This window comes from Pedobacter sp. HMWF019 (assembly GCF_003061025.1).
GTDB lineage: Bacteria > Bacteroidota > Bacteroidia > Sphingobacteriales > Sphingobacteriaceae > Pedobacter.
In genome coordinates this window covers 12714-35071 of sequence record NZ_QAIL01000050.1, presented here as the reverse complement: position 1 = coordinate 35071, position 22358 = coordinate 12714, and the positions used below count along the sequence as shown (strand labels likewise).

Annotated in this window: 16 protein-coding genes; 12 read left to right on the top strand and 4 right to left on the bottom strand. The window is 42.5% G+C overall.

All coding sequences use genetic code 11. The features are described from left to right. The 12 genes from DBR11_RS03670 to DBR11_RS03615 form a co-directional block, all read left to right on the top strand. The coding region (locus tag DBR11_RS03670) for a phosphodiester glycosidase family protein (protein WP_233260631.1) at positions 1 to 1048 on the top strand (1048 nt) is incomplete at its 5' end. A 39-nt stretch (positions 1049 to 1087) separates the two neighbouring features. Next, positions 1088 to 2935: an FAD-dependent oxidoreductase gene (locus DBR11_RS03665; RefSeq protein WP_108550263.1), complete on the top strand. Its 1848-nt coding sequence runs from the start codon at positions 1088 to 1090 to the stop codon at positions 2933 to 2935. Between the two features lie 37 nt (positions 2936 to 2972). Continuing rightward, positions 2973 to 6161: a TonB-dependent receptor gene (locus DBR11_RS03660; protein ID WP_108550262.1), complete on the top strand. Its 3189-nt coding sequence runs from the start codon at positions 2973 to 2975 to the stop codon at positions 6159 to 6161. Between the two features lie 19 nt (positions 6162 to 6180). After that, a complete protein-coding gene (locus tag DBR11_RS03655) occupies positions 6181 to 7980 on the top strand; it encodes a RagB/SusD family nutrient uptake outer membrane protein (RefSeq protein ID WP_108550261.1) in 1800 nt (599 codons plus the stop codon). Positions 7981 to 8016: 36 nt separating this feature from the next. Beyond that, the gene (locus DBR11_RS03650) at positions 8017 to 8934 is read left to right on the top strand and encodes a DUF5017 domain-containing protein (protein WP_108550260.1); all 918 of its coding nucleotides are present in this window, start codon (positions 8017 to 8019) and stop codon (positions 8932 to 8934) included. 1 nt (position 8935) lies between these two features. After that, a complete protein-coding gene (locus DBR11_RS03645; protein WP_108550259.1) occupies positions 8936 to 10243 on the top strand; it encodes an alpha amylase family protein in 1308 nt (435 codons plus the stop codon). A 4-nt stretch (positions 10244 to 10247) separates the two neighbouring features. Continuing rightward, positions 10248 to 11642 carry a DUF5009 domain-containing protein gene (locus tag DBR11_RS03640; protein ID WP_199233748.1) on the top strand — a complete coding sequence of 465 codons (1395 nt, stop codon included), beginning with the start codon at positions 10248 to 10250 and terminating at the stop codon, positions 11640 to 11642. Positions 11643 to 11678: 36 nt separating this feature from the next. After that, on the top strand, positions 11679 to 12968 hold the full coding sequence (locus DBR11_RS03635; RefSeq protein WP_108550257.1) for an MFS transporter: 1290 nt from the start codon (positions 11679 to 11681) through the stop codon (positions 12966 to 12968). A 28-nt stretch (positions 12969 to 12996) separates the two neighbouring features. Next, positions 12997 to 13677 carry a GDSL-type esterase/lipase family protein gene (locus DBR11_RS03630; protein ID WP_108550256.1) on the top strand — a complete coding sequence of 227 codons (681 nt, stop codon included), beginning with the start codon at positions 12997 to 12999 and terminating at the stop codon, positions 13675 to 13677. Further along, positions 13674 to 14372 carry a GDSL-type esterase/lipase family protein gene (locus DBR11_RS03625; RefSeq protein ID WP_233260630.1) on the top strand — a complete coding sequence of 233 codons (699 nt, stop codon included), beginning with the start codon at positions 13674 to 13676 and terminating at the stop codon, positions 14370 to 14372. Before DBR11_RS03630 ends, DBR11_RS03625 begins: the two co-directional genes overlap by 4 nt. Beyond that, complete coding sequence (locus tag DBR11_RS03620; protein WP_108550255.1) at positions 14369 to 15301, top strand: DUF4434 domain-containing protein; 933 nt, start codon at positions 14369 to 14371, stop codon at positions 15299 to 15301. The genes DBR11_RS03625 and DBR11_RS03620 overlap by 4 nt, the downstream gene beginning before the upstream one ends. A 14-nt stretch (positions 15302 to 15315) precedes the next feature. Then, positions 15316 to 16497 carry an AGE family epimerase/isomerase gene (locus DBR11_RS03615; RefSeq protein ID WP_108550254.1) on the top strand — a complete coding sequence of 394 codons (1182 nt, stop codon included), beginning with the start codon at positions 15316 to 15318 and terminating at the stop codon, positions 16495 to 16497. Between the two features lie 47 nt (positions 16498 to 16544). On the opposite strand, the gene DBR11_RS03610 is transcribed toward DBR11_RS03615, so the two are convergent. The 4 genes from DBR11_RS03610 to DBR11_RS03595 form a co-directional block, all read right to left on the bottom strand. Then, the gene (locus tag DBR11_RS03610) at positions 16545 to 18305 is read right to left on the bottom strand and encodes an ABC transporter ATP-binding protein (RefSeq protein ID WP_108550253.1); all 1761 of its coding nucleotides are present in this window, start codon (positions 18303 to 18305) and stop codon (positions 16545 to 16547) included. After that, positions 18289 to 20025, bottom strand: a complete 1737-nt coding sequence (locus tag DBR11_RS03605) for an ABC transporter ATP-binding protein (protein ID WP_108550252.1) — start codon at positions 20023 to 20025, stop codon at positions 18289 to 18291. The genes DBR11_RS03610 and DBR11_RS03605 overlap by 17 nt, the downstream gene beginning before the upstream one ends. Before the next feature lie 102 nt (positions 20026 to 20127). After that, positions 20128 to 21033, bottom strand: coding sequence for a DNA-3-methyladenine glycosylase (locus tag DBR11_RS03600; protein WP_108550251.1), 906 nt, complete (start codon positions 21031 to 21033; stop codon positions 20128 to 20130). Positions 21034 to 21159: 126 nt separating this feature from the next. After that, positions 21160 to 22344 carry a thioredoxin family protein gene (locus tag DBR11_RS03595; RefSeq protein WP_108550250.1) on the bottom strand — a complete coding sequence of 395 codons (1185 nt, stop codon included), beginning with the start codon at positions 22342 to 22344 and terminating at the stop codon, positions 21160 to 21162. Between the last annotated feature and the right edge of the window lie 14 nt (positions 22345 to 22358).

The following is a 22358-nucleotide window of genomic DNA, read 5'->3' as shown; positions in this document are numbered from 1 at the left end:
ATTTACAGAACACCAAACTAACCAACCAATTACGATGCATGCTAAACCCTCCTTTGCAGTAATCGCACTCACTTTCCTGCTCTTCGCCTCGGCCTGTAGCAAATCGGGTATTGGAAAATACCATCCAGATGAGCCAAAAATAACAGTTGACTCTACACCTTTGCTTTCTTTATCCTCCAATTGGAAAAAAGCCACTGCCTTGATGAACAATTTTCCTACCGGGATACAACTCTACCTCAGCAAGACCCCGGTTAATGGAAAAACTACTGTTGCCTATTGCCTGGTTTTTGATCCGAAATTCAATATTGAACTTAAACCTGTCCTTGCTTCCGCCAATAAAAAAGTAACAGACTTCTATAATGAAGAAAGCGGAACAAAATATGCCTGCATCAACGGCGGTTTTTTCGGCACGAATGCCTCTTACAGCTTGTCTATGTACAATGGCCAGATCGACGCCATCAATATCAAATCCCTTTCCCGTCCGTACAATGGCACAAATACCAGTTATTACCCAACAAGAGGTGCTTTTGGTATTAGCCAGAGTAACCAGCCAGGAGTTGCCTGGATTTACCACGTAGGGACAGGTAATGGCATGCTTTACAACTACCCGCAACCAGCAGCAAACTTACTGAATACCGCACCTTTAGCTGTCCCATCGGCTACTTTCCCTGCCGGTGCCAGCCTATGGAATGTAAAAACAGCCATTGGTGGTTCCCCTGTCTTAATTAAGAACAATGTAATCCGTATCAGCGACAATGAGGAACTCATTGCTGTAGACAATACTTCTTCCAGAGCGAGATCAGCAATTGGTTATACCAGCAGCAACAAAATCGTGATACTGGCCGTTGAGGGCAATAACAGCAATGGAGGAACAGGCCTAACCTTGGCAGAGCTGGCTCAAATGATGGAAGAAATTGGTTGTATTGAAGCCTTAAACCTGGACGGAGGTGGATCTACTACTCTTACTGTTAACGGGCAACAGACCGTTAAACCTTCCGACGGTACAGAAAGAGGGGTAATGACAGCATTGATCATTAAAGCACTATAAACAATTTCCCAGATGACACGACCTTTCCTTTTTAACAGAATGCTTTTTCTATTAGTATTATTCAGCCTCAGTTCTGCTACTGCTGCTGTAAAAGAATATAACACCGAACTCCTGATCATTGGCGGAGGAGCCAGCGGTACAACTGCCGCCATACAAGCTTCCAGAATGGGGGTAAAAACACTGATCCTGGAAGAAACAGAATGGCTGGGTGGTATGCTCACTTCTGCGGGCGTATCTGCAATAGATGGCAACCATCAGATGCCATCTGGTTTATGGGGAGAATTCAGACAGAAACTCTATCAGCATTACGGCGGGCCCGCAGCCGTGGAAACCGGCTGGGTGAGCAATACCCTGTTCGAGCCTTCTATTGGCAATAAAGTACTAAAAGAAATGGCCCACCAAACAAACCTGAGCATCTGGTACAAAACGGAGTGGACCAGCATCAAACGCAAAGGAAAGGGATGGGAAATAGAAACCCTTAGTAAAGGAAAGAGAAGCAGGATTTATGCACGTTTAATTATAGATGCCACAGAAACCGGAGACGTAATGGCTTATTTAAAGATCCCCTACCGTATCGGGATGGATAGCCGTAGCAGCACCGGAGAAATCCAGGCTCCGGAACAGGCCAACAACATCATCCAGGATATGACCTATGTAGTTACACTTAAAGATTTTGGTCCAGGCAGCGACAGGACCATTCCAAAGCCTGCTGGTTACAACCCTAAAGAATTTGAATGCAGCTGCGATGTGGCTGATCCATCAGCGGCTGAGCACCGTCCGAATATTGACTGCAGCCAGATGATCACCTATGGAAAATTGCCCAATCAAAAATATATGATCAACTGGCCTAAATGCGGAAACGACATTTACCTGAATATTCTGGAGATGAACAAAAAAGAAAGAACTGAAGCCTTAAAATCTGCAAAATTACACAGTCTAAGATTCATCTACTATCTCCAGAACAAACTGGGCTATAAAAATCTGGGTATCGCGGATGATGAATACCCGACAGCGGACAAATTACCCATGATCCCATACCACCGTGAATCCAGGCGGCTGGATGGAGTAGTAACCCTAACCTTGAATGACGTGTCAGACCCTTATCAGCAAAAAACAAGTTTATATCGTACTGGTGTTGCCATTGGAGATTATCCGATTGATCACCATCACCTGAAAAATACAGCTGCACCTCAAATCGACTTTGTAAAAATTAAAGTTCCTTCTTACAACATTCCCCTTGGAGCACTTATCCCTAAAAACACCATCGGAATTATCATTGCAGAAAAAAGCATTAGCGTAACCAATATCGTAGCAGGTGCCAGCAGACTACAGCCCGTTGTACTGACCATAGGCCAGGCTGCCGGTGCTCTTGCCGCAGTAGCGCTAAAAAACCAACAGGAGCCTGCCGAGGTCAGCATCCGAAATGTGCAGGCTGCTTTGCTGGCCAGCAAAGCGTACCTAATGCCTTTTATAGATGTAAAAGCAACAGATCAGGACTTCACTATCATCCAGAAGATTGGTGCAACAGGGCTTCTTATAGGAACAGGAATTCCTTATAAATGGGCCAATCAAACCTGGTTCTATCCGGAATTGTCCATCAGTCAATTTGACCTGATCCAGGGCTTCAAATCCTTTTATCCGGAATTAAAGGAACTCTACCCTTCCGGGGAACAAAGCAATGCGGAATTTGTATCAAAACTCTTCACATCCCTGCTGCAAAAGGATATCTCAGTAGCCGATCTACATAAAGCTCTAAAAGGGCGCGATTTTAAAGAAGAGCTCCAGAAACAAACCGTACTCAACCGCAGAACAATCGCCATACTGGCCGATCATTTCCTACATCCCTTCGATCGGCAGATCGATTTTGAAGGAAATCTAAAAAACTGAAACAACAAACAGAATATAAACCTAACCAACCAACACTATGCAAAAATTATTCACGAGGAATAAAGAGTGGCTGCGAAGCTGCGCTGCCCTCATCTTTTTAATGTGCATCTCCTTTCCAGGTCTGGCACAAAATCTGACTGTAACGGGTACAGTTACAGACTTACAGGGAGACCCGCTGACAGGGGTCACCGTACAGATCAAGGGCAGCAAAACCACTGTAAACACCTCCAGCAACGGAACTTTCAAAATCAACTTTAAAGAGACCGGTGCCATATTGGTGTTCCGGTATATTGGTTTTGAGGACAAAGAAGTTGCAATTGGTACAGAGAAATCGATCAAGGTCTTCCTTAGGGAATCCGTTTCCCAGCTCAATAACGTAGTTGTAATTGGTTATGGTACAGCAGTAAAAAAAGACCTTACTGGTTCTGTTGGCAGTGTGAACGTCGCAGATATTCAGAAAGCACCCGTCAAATCCTTTGATGAGGCACTGGCCGGAAGAATTGCCGGTGTACAAGTCACCTCCAGTGAAGGAAAACCAGGTTCTCCTATTGAGATCACCATCAGGGGAAACAATTCCGTTACGCAATCCAATTATCCCCTGTATGTAATCGATGGTTTCCCGATGGAAGATCCCAACAACAGTGTGGTCAATCCCCTGAATACCCTTGATCCAAATGAGATCGAATCCATTGACATTCTCAAAGATGCCTCAGCTACTGCTATTTATGGTGCAAGAGGTGCAAACGGAGTCATTATTGTTACCACCAAAAGAGGAAAAGTCGGAGCGCCGGTCATCACCTATAATGGCTATTACGGTTTACAGGAAAACAAGAAAAGAATGCCGGTACTGAGCCCGTATGAATTTGTGAAATTGCAGAATGAAATTGACCCGATCCGTACAAAAAGCTTGTATTACTTAAATGGCAGGACACTGGACAGTTACAAAGACCTGCAAGGTATCAACTGGGAAGACCAGGTCACCCGAATCGCTCCTATGCAGAACCACTATGTTTCTTTATCCGGCGGTTCTGAAAAAACAAAGTACAGCGCTTCCTTTTCTCATGTTGGACAAGATGGAATCCTCTTAAACTCCGGATTTAAACGAACACAGGGAAAAGTAAGCTTGGATCAGGAAGTATCCAGCAAGCTTAAAGTGGGTTTAAATGCCACCTATGCCGATATTAAAAATTATGGCAGTCCAACTTCCAGCGGGAACTTCAGCAATGAAATCAATTTATTGTTCAGTGTTTGGGCGTTCCGGCCAATTGCGGTTTCACCAGATGTGAACCTGCTGGACCTGGCCAATGACCCGGAAGTGGAACAAGGCAGTAATTTCACGTTTAACCCGGTACTGAGCACAAAAAATGAACTCCGGGAAGATTATGCCAATAATCTTATCGCCAATGCCTATGGAGAGTACTCTTTTCTAAAGGAATTAAAACTAAGGGTCACAGCGAGTACCAGTAAAAGCAACAGACGCTATGATGTTTTTAACGGATCTATGTCGAGAAGTGGTATTGCAGGAAATTACCTGGTCAACGGCAGTCAGACTTACTTTACCTCGAGTAACTGGCAAAACAGCAATACCCTCACCTATGCCAAAAGACTGAATAAATCCCATTATTTTGACGTAATGGCCGGTATGTCTTTTGAAAGCGGCAAAGGCAATGCATTTGGGGCTACTGCTGTACTTCTGCCCAGCGAAAGTCTTGGCCTTAGCGGCCTGGATGAGGGTAATCCATTGAACATCCTTGCGACCACCACCAACTATACTATGGCCTCATTTTTAAGCCGGGCCAATTACAAGTTCTTGGATAGGTACATCTTTACAGCCACGTTCAGGGCCGACGGTTCCTCCAGGTTCACCGGAAAAAACCAATGGGGCTATTTTCCATCTGCAGGTTTTGGCTGGCAGATCAACAATGAGCCTTTTATGAAAGAACTAAAAACCATTTCCAATGCAAAACTCCGCGCTTCATGGGGAAAAACAGGAAACAATGGAGTGTCCAATTTTGCTGCTTATCCAAGCATCAATTACGCGAATCCGGATGGTTCCTATCCCATCAACAATTCTCCAGGCTATATGTTCAACAACAGTGACAATAAAGGCATTATTTATTCCAGTCTTGGAAATTCAAATCTAAAATGGGAAACAACCGAACAAACCAATATCGGTCTGGATCTTGGTTTCTTTAAGCAGCGTCTGGCTATTGAATTTGATCTTTACCGCAAAAAAACTTACGATTTACTACTAAATGCGACCTTGCCGCCAACAACAGGCTACAATAGGGCCATCAAAAATATCGGCGCAACCCAGAACCAGGGTCTTGAACTCACGATAACAGCCAATCCAATTCAAACCAAAAATTTCAACTGGACCTCCACTTTCAATATTGCCTTCAATCGCAACAAAGTATTGGAATTAACTGAAAATCAGCTTTATTTATTGAGCAGTCAGGCCTGGGGCGACGACTGGAAAAACATTCCAGGTTATATAGCTAAAATTGGAAGTCCTGTTGCTCAGTTTTATGGGCTCATCTATGATGGCACCTATAAATATGACGATTTCATCAAAGTTGGCGACATCTATACACTTAAAGACAACATCCCCTCCAATGGTGGTGCCCGCGCAAACGTAAAGCCTGGAGATGTCAAATACAAAGACCTGAATGGCGACCTTCAAATTGGGGAAGCGGATAAAACTGTAATTGGAAGCCCTTATCCAATACATATTGGTGGTTTCAACAACAATTTCACGTATAAGGGATTTGATCTGGGTATATTTTTTCAATGGTCTTACGGAAACGACATCATCAATGCCAACCGCATTATGTTTGAATCTTCTTACAAATACAATTACAACCAGTATGCTACCTATGCCAACAGATGGAGCCCTGAGAACCCCTATTCAGATATTCCTGGGGTCGCTGCTGGCAAAGGATCTTCTTTAAAAGCTTACTCTACCAGGATCATTGAAGATGGTTCATTTTTAAGACTGAAAACCGTTTCCCTGGGCTACAACTTCCCGGCATCATTGCTCAAAAGAACGGGCATTGTAAAATCTGCACGGGTGTATGCCGCAGCGCAAAACTTATACACCTGGACCAGCTATTCCGGCTATGATCCAGAAGTATCTGTCCGGAACAGCGCCTTAACCCCGGGTTTCGATTATTCTGCCTACCCAAGAGCAAGAACAATCACTTTGGGAATCAACGCTACATTTTAGAATCTAAGAAATTGAAATTATGAAACGTATTTTATATAGCATACTGATATCCGGCCTGGTCATGACTTCTTCTTGTAAGAAATTTCTGGATACCTCGCCTACCGATTTTCTCTCTCCAAAAAACTTTTATCGCAATGAAGCCGACATTAATGCCGCGCTTAACGGGGTATACGATGTTCTGGGCAAATCCAGCACATACGGGCGCAACCTGTATTTTGAACTGGATGTTGCAGACGACAGTTTCATCGCCCTCTCCTCCTGGACCCAGGATGCCGGACTTTACAATTACAATCCATCCGACCTGAAGATCACAGATACCTGGACAGCCATGTACAATGGGATCAACAGGGCCAATATGCTGCTGGAAAATATTTCCAAGGCCAGTATGGACCCTGCCAAAAAAAGAGCGGCCGAAGGAGAAGCCTTGTTTTTAAGGGCATATTATTATTTCATTCTGGCTAATAACTGGGGAAACGTACCTCTTAAATTAACTGCTACCGCTTCTGCATCTGAAGTAAATTTCCCAAATACGCCTTACAAAACAGTTTATCAGCAAATTGTAGCTGATATGGAAAAAGCAGCCGACATGGTTTTTCCCATTGCCAACTACACTTATGGAAGCCGTGTTACGCAATCTGTGGTCTGGGGCATCCTGGCACGCGTTAACTTGAAAATGGCCGGCGCTCCGCTAAGAGATGCCAGCCGCTATGCGGAGGTTAAAAAATGGGCTGAGAAAGTAAGAGCTGCCGGACACTCCCTGAATCCGGATTACAAACAGGTTTTCATCAATATGTGCCAGAACAAATACGACACTAAAGAGGTGATCTGGGAAGTTGAATTCGGAAAGAAAAACGGCACACAAGACGAAGAAGGTTCTGTAGGGTCTATCAATGGGATCGCTGCCAATGCCAATATCGGTTATAGCTACGGAGCCAAACATACAACAGAAAAATACTACAATTCCTTTGACGACAATGACCTGCGCAGGGACTGGAATATCGGTCCATACTCCTACGACACCAATGGCGGAAGAGTTGCTTATACGAATATTCAAATTTATAACCGTTGCGATGCTAAATGGAGAAGGGAATACGAAACTACCCTCCCTAAATTTAACGGAACCACTTCAATTAATTTCCCTTTGTTACGCTATTCAGATGTACTTCTGATGTTGGCAGAGGCCGAAAATGAAATGAACGGACCTACGCAGACAGCTATTGATGCCGTGAACGAAGTGAAACGCCGTGCACACGGAAAAACACTCAACACACTCGAACTGGTTAAATCGGTGACCATTACCAATGGAGGTACAACTACCTATACCAGCGCTCCGACAGTCACATTCAGCGGCGGCGGCGGTACTGGTGCTGTTGCCACGGCCTTCCTGAGTGCAGGAAAAGTAACAGCTATTTATTTGACCAATCCAGGTTCTGGTTATACAAGCGCTCCAACTATTACATTTAGCGGCGGGGCAGGCAGCGGAGCAGCAGCCATAGCGGTGCTGACGAAAATTGCAAGCAGCAATTTTGATCTGACCCAGGCAGAAACGACAACCAAAGAGGATTTTCGTGCTGCGATCCGTAAAGAAAGATCATTGGAACTGGGTTATGAAGGATTAAGACGTTTTGATTTGATCCGCTGGGGACAGTTTTACTCCACGATGAAGAACCTGGCCAACGAGATCACAACCACTGCTCCGGCAAGCTATACCTATGCGGCCAAATCAGCGCAGAATGTCTCGGAAAAAGACACTTTGTTTGCCATACCAGCACTGGAGCTCAGTCTCAATAAAGTGATTCTTCAAAACAAAGGATGGTAAGCCTCCCCTTATTTTTTAATTTCTAAAACAGAAAAGATGAAACTATTAAAATATGTATTCGCCCTGTTCATTCTCCCTGGAATGATCTCCTGTAAAAAGCAGACCCCTGAAAACCCTACTTTTAATGTGCAGACAGCTCAGCAGGAATATAAAGTTGGAGATTCCATTCTCTTCTCCATCAGCGGTTATGCAGACAACATTAGCTTTTACTCCGGTGAAGCCGGAAAGGAATACCGGTATAAAGACCGTATAGAATCCACAGACAGCAAACTGAACCTGAACATTTCCACTCAGGTCCTTTACGGAGCACAAAGCAACAATCTGCACCTCATGTATTCTACTGACTTTGGTAACCTGTACACTCCTGAAGGAATTAAGGCTGCTACCTGGACGGACATTACCAGCAAATTTACCCTTTCAACCGCAGCAGCAGGTGCTGTTGGTGCAGTCGCCTCCTCCGGAGATATTGATATTTCTGATCTTCCCGTTTCCGGAAAGCCCATTTATTTTGCATGGAAATATACCAATGAAGCCAGCATTTCTGCTGCAGTGGGTGCACGGACCTGGCGCATTCCGGTATTTAACCTCAGCAATAAAACCCCTTCAGGCAGTTTAGCCAGCATCGCAAGCGTGACCACGGCCGGTTGGCTGGCTGTCGATGTGGAAAACCCGGTAAACAAATGGACGATCCAGAGCACAACTCCCTTTTTGTTTTTTACTCCGGCCAGCACACTACTGCCTTCAGAAGATTGGGCCATTACCCGGGCGCTCTTTCCAAATGCGGTTACTCCGGACGTAGGTACGGGCATTAAAGATTACCTAAAAAAAATGAACAATTACAAATATGCTTACAAAAGCCCTGGAACCTACACCATAACTTTTGTAGCTAATAACGTCAATAACAAAGGACTTAAGGAAGTTGTCAAAGAACTGAATATCACCATTAAACCATAACATGAAAGCCATAAAAAATCAACTAAACAGGCTATTGATCCTGGCCTTGCTCAGTCTTTCAGGACTGGCAAATGCCCAGCAAAAGAACCTCCTTTATTTTGATGCTACTGCTAATTTTGAAAGATTCGCCAGTAAAGATTCGATCCGTTATTACCTGCAAAAATCAAAAGATGCGGGTGTTACTGATGTAATTATAGATGTCAAACCGATATCTGGAGAAGTGCTTTATCCCAGTAAGATCGCTCCGGTAATGAAAGAATGGAAAGGCTTTAAGAAAAATGACAAAGTAGACCTGCTGGGAACCTTTCTGAAAGAGGGACATTTGATGGGTTTAACCGTACATGCTACGATTAATATCTTCAGCGGCGGACACAATGCCTTTAAAAGGGGAATTGTATACAGTGATTCAAAAAAATCAAACTGGCAATCGCTAAATCACACTCCTGCAGGCCTAACCCCAATCTCGGAAATTAAGAATAAATGGTCTGCTATGATCAATCCGGCCAATCCGGAAGTACAGCAATATGAATTGTCCATCTTAATGGAACTGGCTTCCATGTATCCTGAACTGGACGGCATCATCCTCGACCGGGTTCGTTACGACAGCATAGAGTCAGATTTTTCACCCCTCTCCAAAAGCCTGTTTGAAAACTATGCAGGGCTAAAAGTCCAGCATTTTCCGGAGGATATCTTTTCTTATGATACAAATAAAAAGAGGATACCAGGTGTGCATTATAAAAAATGGATTGAATGGCGTGCAAAAGTGATCCATGATTTCTTTTTCACCGCCAGGACCGCTTTAAAAGGCAAATATCCAAAAATTCAATTTGGTGATTATACCGGCTCCTGGTATCCGACCTACTATGAAGTGGGCGTAAACTGGGCCAGTAAAGATTACGATCCCTCCGAACATTTTGACTGGGCTACACCAGCCTATAAAAATTTTGGCTATGCCGAAGCACTTGATCTTTATACTACCGGCAGCTATTATTTTGAAGTTGACAAAAAGGAGGCTCAAAACATCGATATCAGTAAGGTCAATCGCATAGAAGCCGGACAAGGAACAGGAAAAGACGACTGGTATACTGTAGAAGGCTCTGCAGAGATGGCCATGAAACTGATGAAAGGCAAGGTTCCTGTTTATGCAGGGGTTTATGTAGAACAATACAAAAAAGATGAAGCCCAGTTTGTAAAAGCCCTGAAAATGTGTCGTAAAAAATCTGATGGCGTCATGGTTTTTGACATTGTGCATGTTATTGAAAAGAATTGGTGGAACAGTTTGAAACAAGGTCTGACCGAAGCCCAGTAGCATTATGAAAAAGAGAGAAGAAGCTTTAGATGCATTGAGGGGATTGGCTATATTGTTAATGGTCCTGTCGAGCAGTATTTCCTTCGGTGTTTTACCGGCATGGATGTACCATGCACAAGTGCCGCCACCCTACCATGTCTTTAAACCTGAACTGCCAGGTATTACCTGGGTTGATTTAGTGTTCCCGTTTTTTCTGTTTACCATGGGGGCAGCCATCCCCCTGGCCTTGCAAAAGAAACTTGGAGAACAATCGGTATTCAAAACCGCCGGACAATTGGTTCAGCGTTATTTGCTGCTGGTTGTGTTTGCCCTGTTTACTTTTCACGCACGGGCATGGGTAATGAGTGAAAATCCGGATTGGAAAGTCCAGCTTCTATCTATTGGCTGTTTCCTGGTCTTGTTTTTAATGTATACGCGCTTCAGCGGGATTAAGAATAACCTGGTTAGTTTAACTGTTAAAATAACCGGATTTATACTGGCAGCTCTATTTTTATGGAGTTATCCTTTTAAAAATGGCTTTAGCTTAAATTCGAGTGACATCATCATCATTGTACTGGCCAATATGGCCTTTTTCGGAACACTGATCTGGTGGTTTACACGAAATCAACCTCTACTCAGGATAGGTATTTTACCTTTATTGATGGCTATGCTCTTAACAGCTAAAGATACAGCAAGCTGGAATAGTATACTTTTTAACTGGTCGCCCGCCCCCTGGATATATAAACTGTATTACTTGAAATACCTATTCATCGTATTGCCTGGAACATTTGCCGGCGAATGGTTGCTCAACAGAACCGCCGAGAAGGTACCGGATCCAATAGCCGGGGACAAATCAAAACTACTGATTGCTAGCCTGCTATGCTGGCTTTTACTCGTCTGCAATGTGCTTTGCCTATACATGAGGTGGCTGGTCTCAAATTTATGGATTACCGCTGTTTTAGCTGCATTGTTATTACAAGTCTTAAAAACTTTGAAACAGGGTGCTGATCAAACGCTGTACAGGAAATTCGCCAACGCAGGATCATATCTTTTAATATTGGGCCTGTTTTTTGAAGCTTTCGAGGGTGGGATCAAAAAGGACGTTTCTACATTCAGCTACTACTTTGTAAGTACAGGATTGGCCTTTCTGGTGTTATTGTCTTTTACCATTCTTGAAAAGCTTGGATATTTTTCCACTGTAATTAAGTATTTGGGAGACAATGGTAAAAACCCAATGGTGGCTTATACAGCCGGGAACTTATTTCTTATCCCAATACTAAAACTTACCGGGGCGGAAACCTATCTGGACAGCGCACCCCATTTACCTGCTGGCGGCTTCTTAAGGGGATTGATATTTACTGCTGTGATTTCAGTCATTACCTTGTATTGTACGCGTGCCAAACTATTCTGGAAAACTTAAGTCATCGATCTAAATCATTTATAAATCAAATAAGTTGTGTCAAAACTAAAAAACATAAGCCCCATTTATTGGATTCCAACAACCTGGTTTGCAATGGGCTTACCTTTTGTGGCCTTGTCGGGTGCAAGTTCTATTATGTACAAAAACATGGGCATATCGGATACACAAATAGCCTTCTGGACTTCGCTGATTATGTTTCCATGGACCATTAAGCCGCTGTGGGGACCATTTTTAGAAATGTATAAAACGAAAAAATTCTTCGTTTACACCACACAGATTTTTACCGGCGTATTGTTTGGTCTGCTGGCATTAACCTTGCAGATGGACCATTTCTTTAGCTTCTCCATTGCCATTTTAACCATTATTGCGCTCAGTGGTTCCACTCACGATACAGCAGCAGATGGAGTTTACCTGAACGAATTGAGCCCTAAGTTACAGGCTAAATTTGTGGGTTGGCAAGGCGCATTTTACAACATTGCAAAGGTTTTTTCCGGGGGTGTCCTGGTGTATTTCGCAGGGCAGCTGGAAAAAGAAATCGGCATTAAAAGTGCCTGGATGATTGTCATGTTTGCCTACGGGATCATTATGATTTTACTGGGGCTATACAACATGCGGGTTTTGCCAGCAGGTGAAGAAACAAAAAAGGTAAGTTCTGTTAAAGAGGGCTTTGTTACCCTAAAAGATGTGATCGCCACCTTTTTTCAAAAGAAAAACATCTGGTTTAGTTTGTGTTTTATTGTTTTCTACCGCTTTGCTGAAGGGCAGGCCATTAAAATTGTACCCTTATTTTTTAAAGCACCGCGGGAGAGTGGTGGACTGGGTTTAAGTACTTCTGAAATAGGTCTGCTTTACGGGGTTTTTGGATCGATTGCGTTTGTACTGGGCTCTATTGTGGCCGGTTATTATGTATCTAATAAGGGTTTAACCAAGAAGACCCTGTTGATTTTATGCGCTTTTTTTAACCTTCCCTTTGCCGCTTATGCGTTTTTGGCTGTGACCATGCCACACGATTTGTATATCATCGCTGCAGCTGTGGCTATAGAATATTTTGGTTACGGTTACGGATTTGTCGGCCTGATCCTGTTTATGATGCAAAATATTGCCCCCGGGAAATACAAGATGGCCCACTATGCTTTTGGCAGCGGACTAATGAACCTGGGCTTTATGATCCCCTCGATGATCAGTGGTTTGCTGAGCGATCATCTGGGGTATAAAGAATTTTTTATTTGGGTACTGATCGCTACAATTCCTGCTTTTATAGTTACCTGGCTGGTGCCCCTAATGCCGTTAACAGAAGAGCCAGCCGCGGATGTAGCCGTACAATGATGGTATAACATGTATAAATAAATTGAAAATGAACAAATTATTACTTACCGGACTCTTATTCCTTTCCGGTCCCTTTTATGCGAATGCTCAAGAAACCATTGACATAGACAGTAATTATGCCAACGGGCATTATCTACAAAGACTGGATTTTTTCAAAAAGATGCCCAATCAAAAGAAAGAAATTGTCTTCGTTGGAAACAGCATTACCGAAGGAGGAAAGTGGCAGGAATTGATTCCGAACAAACACGTCATCAACAGAGGGATTAGTGGCGATGTGACCTATGGCATCCTTGCCCGTTTAGATGAAATTTTAGCCTCAAAACCGCTGAAAATCTTTTTGTTGTCTGGTATTAATGATATGAAAAGAGGTACTCCAAATGAGGTTATCCTAGCGAATTATCTGCGTATGATTAAAAAGATTAAAGCGGAATCGCCCGCAACACAAGTTTATTTTCAGAGTGTATTGCCCGTAAATATTCCGATGCTGCCAAAGTCGTACGAAAAACTTTCTAATTCCAAGATACTAGCTTTAAACGAAGGGTTAAAAGCACTTTGCAATACTTACAAATTGCGTTATGTAGATCTGCATGCAGTTTTTGCAAATCAAGACGGGGCGTTAAAAAAAGAATTAAGTATTGATGGCCTGCATCTTAGATCCGCAGCATATATCCTTTGGGCAGATTATTTAAAGAAAGAACATTTATTATGATAAAAGAGGCGAAATATAGCAGTTTGATCCTGTGCGTCATGGTCATCTGCGCTGCAAATGCCGCAGCACAACAAACTGTTAAGATCGATAGTAATTATGCCAACAGCTACTACCAGCAAAGGATTGAATATTTTGATAAAATGTCTATCCCAAAAAATGCCATCGTCTTTTTAGGAAACAGCATTACAGAACGCGGTGAATGGCAGGAGATCTTATCTGATTCAGCTTATCCCATCATCAACAGAGGCGTTGGGGGAGATAATTCCTTTGGTATTTTAGCCAGGATGGATAGAATTCTGGCGGCAAAGCCAAGGGCCATCTTTTTAATGGATGGTATTAACGACTTGTTTAGGAAGCTACCCAATGAGGTCAGCGTAAACAATTACAAAAGGATCATCCGGTTGATTAAACTGAAATCTCCGAAAACAAAGATTTATATCGAAAGTACCTTGCCCATCAATGAAGAAATGACCAAAGAGCCGTATACGAAGGAACGTAATAAATTGGTTCCATTGCTGAACGAGAAGATTAAAGCGATGGCCGTCGAAGAACAGGTTACCTATATAAATATCTGCCCGATTTTTCAGGATGAAGCCGGTAAATTAAGAAAAGACATTACCCCCGATGGCGTACATCTGAAAGCCAGCGCCTATATAGATTGGGTTAATTATTTAAAAAGTGAGAAATACTTATGAAGATCACCGGAACATTTATAGACGAAATATCCCATGACATCCCCCATCAAAACTGGGGAAGGAACGAATGGGAACAGGATTTCAAACATATGAAAGCGGCAGGAATAGATACCGTTATCCTGATCCGCAGCGGCTACCGAAGGTTTATTACTTATCCTTCAACATACCTTCAGCAGCATTATGGGTGTTACGCCCCGCCGATAGACCTGGTAGAGCTCTTCCTCGAACTCGCAGACCTTCATGGTATGCGGTTTTACTTTGGCCTCTACGACAGTGGCCATTACTGGGACAGTGGAAACCTGGATCAGGAGATTGATGCCAATCGTTACGTGATTGATGAAGTCTGGCAGAGATATGGCCACCACGAAAGTTTTGGCGGCTGGTATCTGAGCATGGAGATCAGCAGGAAGACCAAAGGAGCTACAGATGCCTTCAATACCCTCGGACTCCAGTGCAAAGGGGTAAGCGGCGGCTTACCTACACTGATCTCACCCTGGATAGACGGTAAAAAGGCCATCCTGGCTTCTTCCTCCGGACTAACTAAGGAGGATGCAGTATCCCTGAAAATCCATGAACAGGAATGGTCAGAAATCTTTGCCGGTTTAAAAGGTTCTATTGATGCTGTAGCTTTCCAGGACGGGCACGTAGATTACCATGAGCTTAGCGATTTTTTTGAAGTCAATAAAAAAATGGCCGATCAGTTTGGCTTGCAATGCTGGACTAATGCCGAAAGTTTTGACCGGGACATGCCCATTAAATTTTTGCCAATCAAATTTGAAAAGCTCAGACTGAAGCTGGAAGCAGCCCGCAAAGCAGGTTACGACAAAGCCATTACTTTTGAATTCTCCCACTTTATGAGCCCACAATCCGCTTATATACAAGCACACCACCTCTACAATCGTTACCTGGAGTATATCAAAACTCTATAATTTCACATATATAAATGAACAATTACAGTAAAACCTATAAAGACGAACTATTAAACAACATTATCCCCTTCTGGAGTAAAAATTCTATAGACCGAGAACATGGTGGTTACTTTACCTGCCTTGACCAGTTTGGAAATGTATACGATACAGATAAATTTTGCTGGCTGCAAGGCAGACAAATCTGGACCTACGCTATGCTTTATGATAAATTAGGGGAAAACACAGAATGGCTTCAAATTGCGGAACATGGGGCAGATTTCATGAAAAAATATGGCCGAGATAACAAGGGAAACTGGTATTTTTCATTTAACAAAGCAGGTCAGCCTTTAATTCAAGCCTACAATATTTTTTCAGATTGCTTCGCCTCTATGGGTTTTGGAGCATTGTATAAAATCAGTCGTCAGGACGAATACGCTCAGATTGCCAGAGATACCTTCTTCAATATTCTGAAAAGAAGGGAAAATCCAAAGGGCAAATACAGCAAGGCTTTCCCAAATACCAGGCCATTAAAGAATTTTGCCCTTCCGATGATCCTTTGTAATCTCTCCCTCGAAATTGAACATTTGCTGGATCAGAAAATCATCAGTGAATTGATTGATGAAGTGATCTATGAAGTGATGGAAGTCTTTTATCAAAAAGACTCCGGACTGATCCTTGAAAATGTGGCACCAGATGGCAGTTTCTCAGATTCTTATGAAGGGCGAAGTATTAATCCAGGTCATACCATAGAAGCCATGTGGTTCATTATGGATCTGGGCGTAAGATTAAACGATAAAAAACTGATCGAAAAAGCTTTAAAAATTGCCTTTCGTGCCCTGGAATATGGATGGGATAAAGAACACGGCGGAATTTTCTATTTTATGGATGCTAAAAACCATCCTGTACAACAACTGGAATGGGACCAAAAGCTTTGGTGGGTTCATGTAGAAGCGCTGGTTTGCATGGCTAAAGGCTATCATTTAACGGGTAGTGAAGAATGTCGCTCCTGGTTTGAAAAACTCCATCATTATACCTGGAATAAATTCAGAGATAAAGAAAATGGCGGGGAATGGTTCGGTTACCTAAATCGTCAGGGGGAGGTACTTTTACCACTAAAAGGCGGAAAATGGAAAGGCTGCTTCCATATTCCCAGAGCCTTATACCAAACTGCAAATACACTTGAAAAAACACCATTGCAGACCAACAGCTTAATATAAATTAAGGCCATTAAGAGCTTGCTGATTCTTAATGGCCTCTCTATTTTCTAACTCACTCTTTTATGCCCCAGCAGCATATCCATAGCATGGCTCAGGGTACCTGCCCGGGTCACTTCTCCTGAATTGACAAAAAAGATCTCATCTGCATTTTCTATCGTATTCAACCGGTGTGCGATGATGACCTGAGTTGTTTCTTTAGGAAGTTTTTTTAGAATATTACTCAGCAATTTCTCTGTGATCGTGTCAATATTCGCGGTCGCTTCATCCAGGATCAGCAATTCTGGTTTCCTTAGGACAGCTCTCATGAAAGCAATCAGCTGCTTTTGCCCAAGGCTAATGCTATCTGAACCCGACGTGATTTTGGTTTCCAGTCCTTCATCAAAAATAGCCAGCAACTCTTCCAGATTAGAAGCATGGATCACTTCCTCCAGTTGCGCATTAGAATAATCTTTATAGTGGCTGTTCCCGTACAGAATATTGTCTTTTACTGTTCCTGAAAACAAGAAAGGTTCCTGTAAAATAAATCCGATTTTCTGTGTCCGCTCCTCAGGTGTAAAAGAACGGATATCTCTTCCATTTAACAATACCATACCCTTAGTTGCATCATATAATCGAGCAATCAAAGAAGCTGTAGTGGTCTTGCCTCCACCAGTAGGTCCAATTAAAGCATAGGTTTTGCCGCGATCCAGTTTAAAACTAATGTTATGCAGGATTTCCTGATTTTGGTCGTAAGAGAAATGCACATTCCTGAATTCCAGCAGGGCAGCTCCCGGTTCTTGTTTTTCCGCTTTTACCTGCTGCAAATCGCTTTCCAGCGAAAGTATTTGAGAAATCCTATCCCAACCTGCCATGGCAACCTGGAAATTTGCCCACAGAGCCGCCAGCTGTCTCAAAGGATTATAGAAATTTGTAGCATAAGACAAATAACTCACCAATAAACCGATAGTAAACTCTCCTATGGAAATCAGATGGATGCCATACAACAACACAATAAGTTGGGCGAAACTCGATAACATTCCATAAACAGGCATAAAGATATTATTGGCAAGACCTGCTCCAATAGCTGTTTTATAATTTTGCCGGTTGGCTTCATCAAACTTTTTTCTAAAATAGTCCCGGCGGTTGAAGGCGATAATGACTTTAAAGTTATTCAGACTCTCTTGAATTTCGGCACTCATTCCCCCTGTACTTTTGAGATTGACTGCATTTTTACGCTTCACCCAGGGAGAAAGCACCGCAGTAAAGATCAAAATAAATACCGCAGGCAACAGTGCCGCAGCGCCAAGTTTAAAATTGATCACCAACAGAAAGATTCCGGCACCGATCATCGTCACAATACTGCCAATAAACTGCATCAGTGACTGAGAGAAAAACTGGTTCAGTTTATCGGTATCATTATTTACCCGCGAGATCAGATCACCTGCTTTATTCTGATTAAAAAAACCTACCGGTAGTTCCTGAAGTTTATTAAATATCGCATTTCTCAGCGTGTACAGCATGCGTTGCCCCACCCCTCCCATTAACTTCGTTTGTGTGTAACCGGTGATCAGGGTGATCAAATACATCACCAATAGGATACCGGAAAAGACCAATACTCCATGGTATTGTTTTGTCCTTACATAGGTATCGATCGTATGGCCAATTAGAAAAGGACCTAGCAAGAGTAAACCTGAGTTAATTAGAATGGTTACCAGTGCTTTAAGAAGGTTCTTTTTCTCATGACTAATGAGCTGAAGAAGTTTTTTAACCGCCTTTAAGGTCGACTTCTTTTCCTCCTGGCCTGTGGTCTGATTAAGATTGTAATTCATAATTGCTGGTACTCTGTTGTGAAGTGTAGATCTGAACATATTCCGGACTGCTTTTCATCAGCTCCGCATGTGTTCCCTCTGCTATTATTTCGCCCTGCATCAATACGATAACTTTATCATAATGCTCTACAGCAGCAATTTTCTGGGTAACGGAAAGTAAGGTCAAACCCGGATAATTTTGTTGCACATTAGCCAAAATCCTTTGTTCTGTATTGGTATCTACTCTGGCGGTAAAATCATCCAGCAGTAATACTTTAGGGTTTACAGCCAATGCCCTGGCCAGCATAATCCGTTGTTTCTGTCCGCCGGAAAGGCTGGATCCCCGCTCTGAAATTATCGTATTCAGTTTATCTGGCAAGCCGTTAATAAACTCTTTCAGTTCAGCGGTTTTGATAGCCTTTTCGAGCGATTCGTCTGTGACCGTATCACTGAACGCAATATTCTCCCGGATACTCAGATTGAACATAATACTATCCTGAAAAACAAAACCAACCTGCTGGTGAAAAGCTTCCTGCTGATAATCTTCGATAGGATGCCCATCGAACAGGACTTCTCCCGATTCAGGAGGAATTAACCCGGTGAGAATATACAACAGCTGAGTTTTTCCTGCTGCCGTTGGACCGATAACCGCAGTTTTAGAGCCGGCCTTAAGGCTAAAGGAAATTCCTTTTAAAGCTGGCTTTTGGCCATAAGAAATGGAAACATTTCTCATCTCTACAGCTCCGGACAATACCTCTGTAATCGTACCGCTTTCAGGAACTTCTTCGGTATTCAGAACCGTTTCTATCCGCTGATAGGAAGCCGTAGCCTGGGCAATCACATTGCTCATAAACCCGATCACAAGAATTGGAAAGATCAGCAAAGCAAGATAGCTGTTGAAGGCTGCAAATTCTCCTAGAGACATGGTTCCCTGAATTACAAAATGCCCTCCCAGTGCCAGGATAGCAAGGCCGCCCATATTGGCTACAAAGATGATAACCGGGATCAAGCCAGCAAACAAACGCAGGATACCCAATCCAAGGTCTCTTGCCTGGGTATTGGCATCCAAAAATTTATTGTACTCCAGCTGTTGGGAATTAATGACACGGATGAGTGAAGAGCCTAAAATACTCTCATTAATGACTTTATTCAGCCAGTCAATCACTTCCCGGCTTTTCTTGAACAATACTTTAACTTTACGAAGTACCATAAAAAAAGCCCCTCCTATGATGGGGATAATTGCTATAATAACCAATGCCAGCTTCCAGTTAAGGAGGAGTAACAAAATACTGGCACCTACAATCAGGAAAATAGACGAGGCGATAGATACGATGGCCTGGGACACAAACATTTTAATGGAATCTGTATCGGCCGTTAAATTGGTCAACAGTTTGGAAGGATTGGCTTTTTCAATATAAGCATGACTTTGTCTCGAAATCTGATCAGAAAGCCGGGTCCTGAGATCTTTAGCTACCCGCTCGGAAGCATAGGTCTGGACAATGCTTTGCAAATAGGTAAAAACAAAAACCAGGATAATGGCTACTGAAAACCCTGCCAGAACTGGTCGAAGCTGGAAGGTGCCATTTGTATACGCGTCAATTCCACTTGCTATAATTTTAGGAAGCAATAGATTGATCCCATTACTTAATAACGCTAAGAATATCAGCAGAAAGATTAATTTCTTATAAGGTATGAGCAGACTGAATATGCTGGCTTTCTTTTCCTTCTTTTTTTCTTCCATAGGGCTGGCGTAACTTCTTATAGTTTTGCTGGTAAATTTACTTTGATTTCTCTTACATTTTCTATATTTCTTTTTGCTGATATATAAGCGTTACATGATCTGTTAGACATTCACGGATAAACTGCGCCATAAATAGAATACCAGATAACTTTCCCATCCCTCATATGGCTTAAAAAAGGCATCCATATGCTGTGCCTCTTCCTTTCGGCTAATGATTTCATGACGGAGCAAGGCATTAATCAAGCCTGCATCGCCATAAGGAATGCAGGAAGGTTCCCTAAAAGATTTCATCAGCGCATAATTTGCTGTCCATAAGCCTATACCCCGGATAGAGGTGAGGGCTGCCTGTTTGTCTTTAAGCGAAGCCATGTTCCTTAATTTTACTTCAGAAATCTCTCCTTTTTCAAAGGCGGTAGCAATCCCAATCAGGTATTCGGCCTTTTTCTGGGAGAACTGCATAGCCCTTAAATCTTCCATTGAAGCATTTGACAATGCACTGCTGGATGGAAACGAATAATAAAACTTATTTTCGAAGCCTATTGGCTCGGCATATTGTTCCACCAGTTTTCTTTTCAATTTATAAGCAAAAGTCAGATTAATCTGCTGTCCTATGATTCCCCAGCAAAGGGCCTCAAACAAATCAGGAATACTGACCAGCCGTAAACCAAAATAGGCTTGGGTCATATAATCAAGCTGGCTGTCTTTGAGCAGCAATTTGTAAAAATCAGAAAGATCCCTGTCCAGATCAAACCAGTTTTTCACATAACTGATTATTGCAGAACGGTCTTCTTCCAGAGCTCTGTCTCCCAAAAGATGAACCTGTAGTATAGAATTTATGGCACTGACCCTAATTAAAAAAGGCCTCCCGTTCACTTTTATAACCTTGGTAACGGAATCAGGGGAAAGCTGATGCATGCAGTCATCATAATTTCTGTCTAGGAACCATAGACATTCTTTGAAACTAAACTGTTCAGGAAAAGGATATTCAAAAATGACAGAAGAACTCATCCTGCAAAATTAGAAAATCAACAGCTAATACTAACCCGTTTCTTGCGCTGTTAAAAATTCCTTTTTAAAAGCAAAGAGCCCTGACCGGTAAGTAGCGGACAGGGCTCTTTATTTTTATGACCAGAACTATAGTTGATTTAATTCATCAATAACGTTCTGCGCCAGCTTTTGAATCTTGGAAGTCTCCGCATCAGCCAATTGGCGTGCCTTCTTTGCTGCGATCAGTCCTTCCTCTTTTTTCTTCATGGATAAACAAACTCTTGAAAAAGTACTCACCGTACTGTATTCTTCAGGCTCCAGCTCCATAGCTCTTTTCGCCATCAGATAAGCCTGTGGAAGTAATGCAGCATTACTGTCTCCCTTCATATCAGCCCTGCGCGCAAGAAAGCTCAGTTTCTCCGCATCATCTTTTAACAAACCATTTAAAGCTGCAGAAGTCAATTTATTGTAAGCAGTTACATTCTTTTGTTCCTGGTAATAATCCGCCTCCAGCATAATCCCTTGTTTTTGACGGTTTAGGTCTGGAGATGCTTTAAAATGTTGCAGTTCTGAGAAAAAACCTTTTTCATCCCCGCTTCTCATCTTTCCATACAGTGAATTACTGATGAGCCTGTCGGTGAGCGCATCGCGTTCTTTTGCCGTTGAATAAGCCGTTATTTTATCTTTATGCTGCATAAACCAGGCCCCAAGCTTGTCATCTTTTGCCCTCGCCAGATTGTTGATGATTTTCCATCCTAAAGCTGTTGCTAAATTGGACTCTTGTACCTTATCTGTAACCTCTGCACCTATTTTTTCAGATGCACCGCGGTCAGATTTCTTCAACACCAGATAATAATCCATCAGAAAGGGCAGATCACGGGTACCGCTATCGTATTTTGCTTTTAAAGCCGCCGAATTTTTCTTAGGATCGCTGGCCAGTTTTGCTTCTGCAAGAAATTCTTCTGCAGTCATTCTTGAAGCAGTACGATGTATAATCTCCCCTTTATCATTCACAAACAGATAGGTTGGATAAGACTGGACGTTATACTTTTTCTTCATCTCAATCCCCTCTCCTTTTTCCATATCAAGCTTCAGGTTAATAAAATTTGTATTGTAATAATTGTAAACAGCTGGTTGTATGAATACGTTTTTCTCCATCCATTTACATGGTCCGCACCAGGAGGTATAGCAATCTATAAAGATGAGTTTGTGTTCTTTTACAGATTTCTCCCTTGCTTCAGCACAGGAGGAATTGGAATTAAAATTGATTTCTTCCTGTGCTTGCAGACTTATCGCGACAAACAGGAAAAGACAGGTAATTATTGATTTCATCAGAATATTTTTTT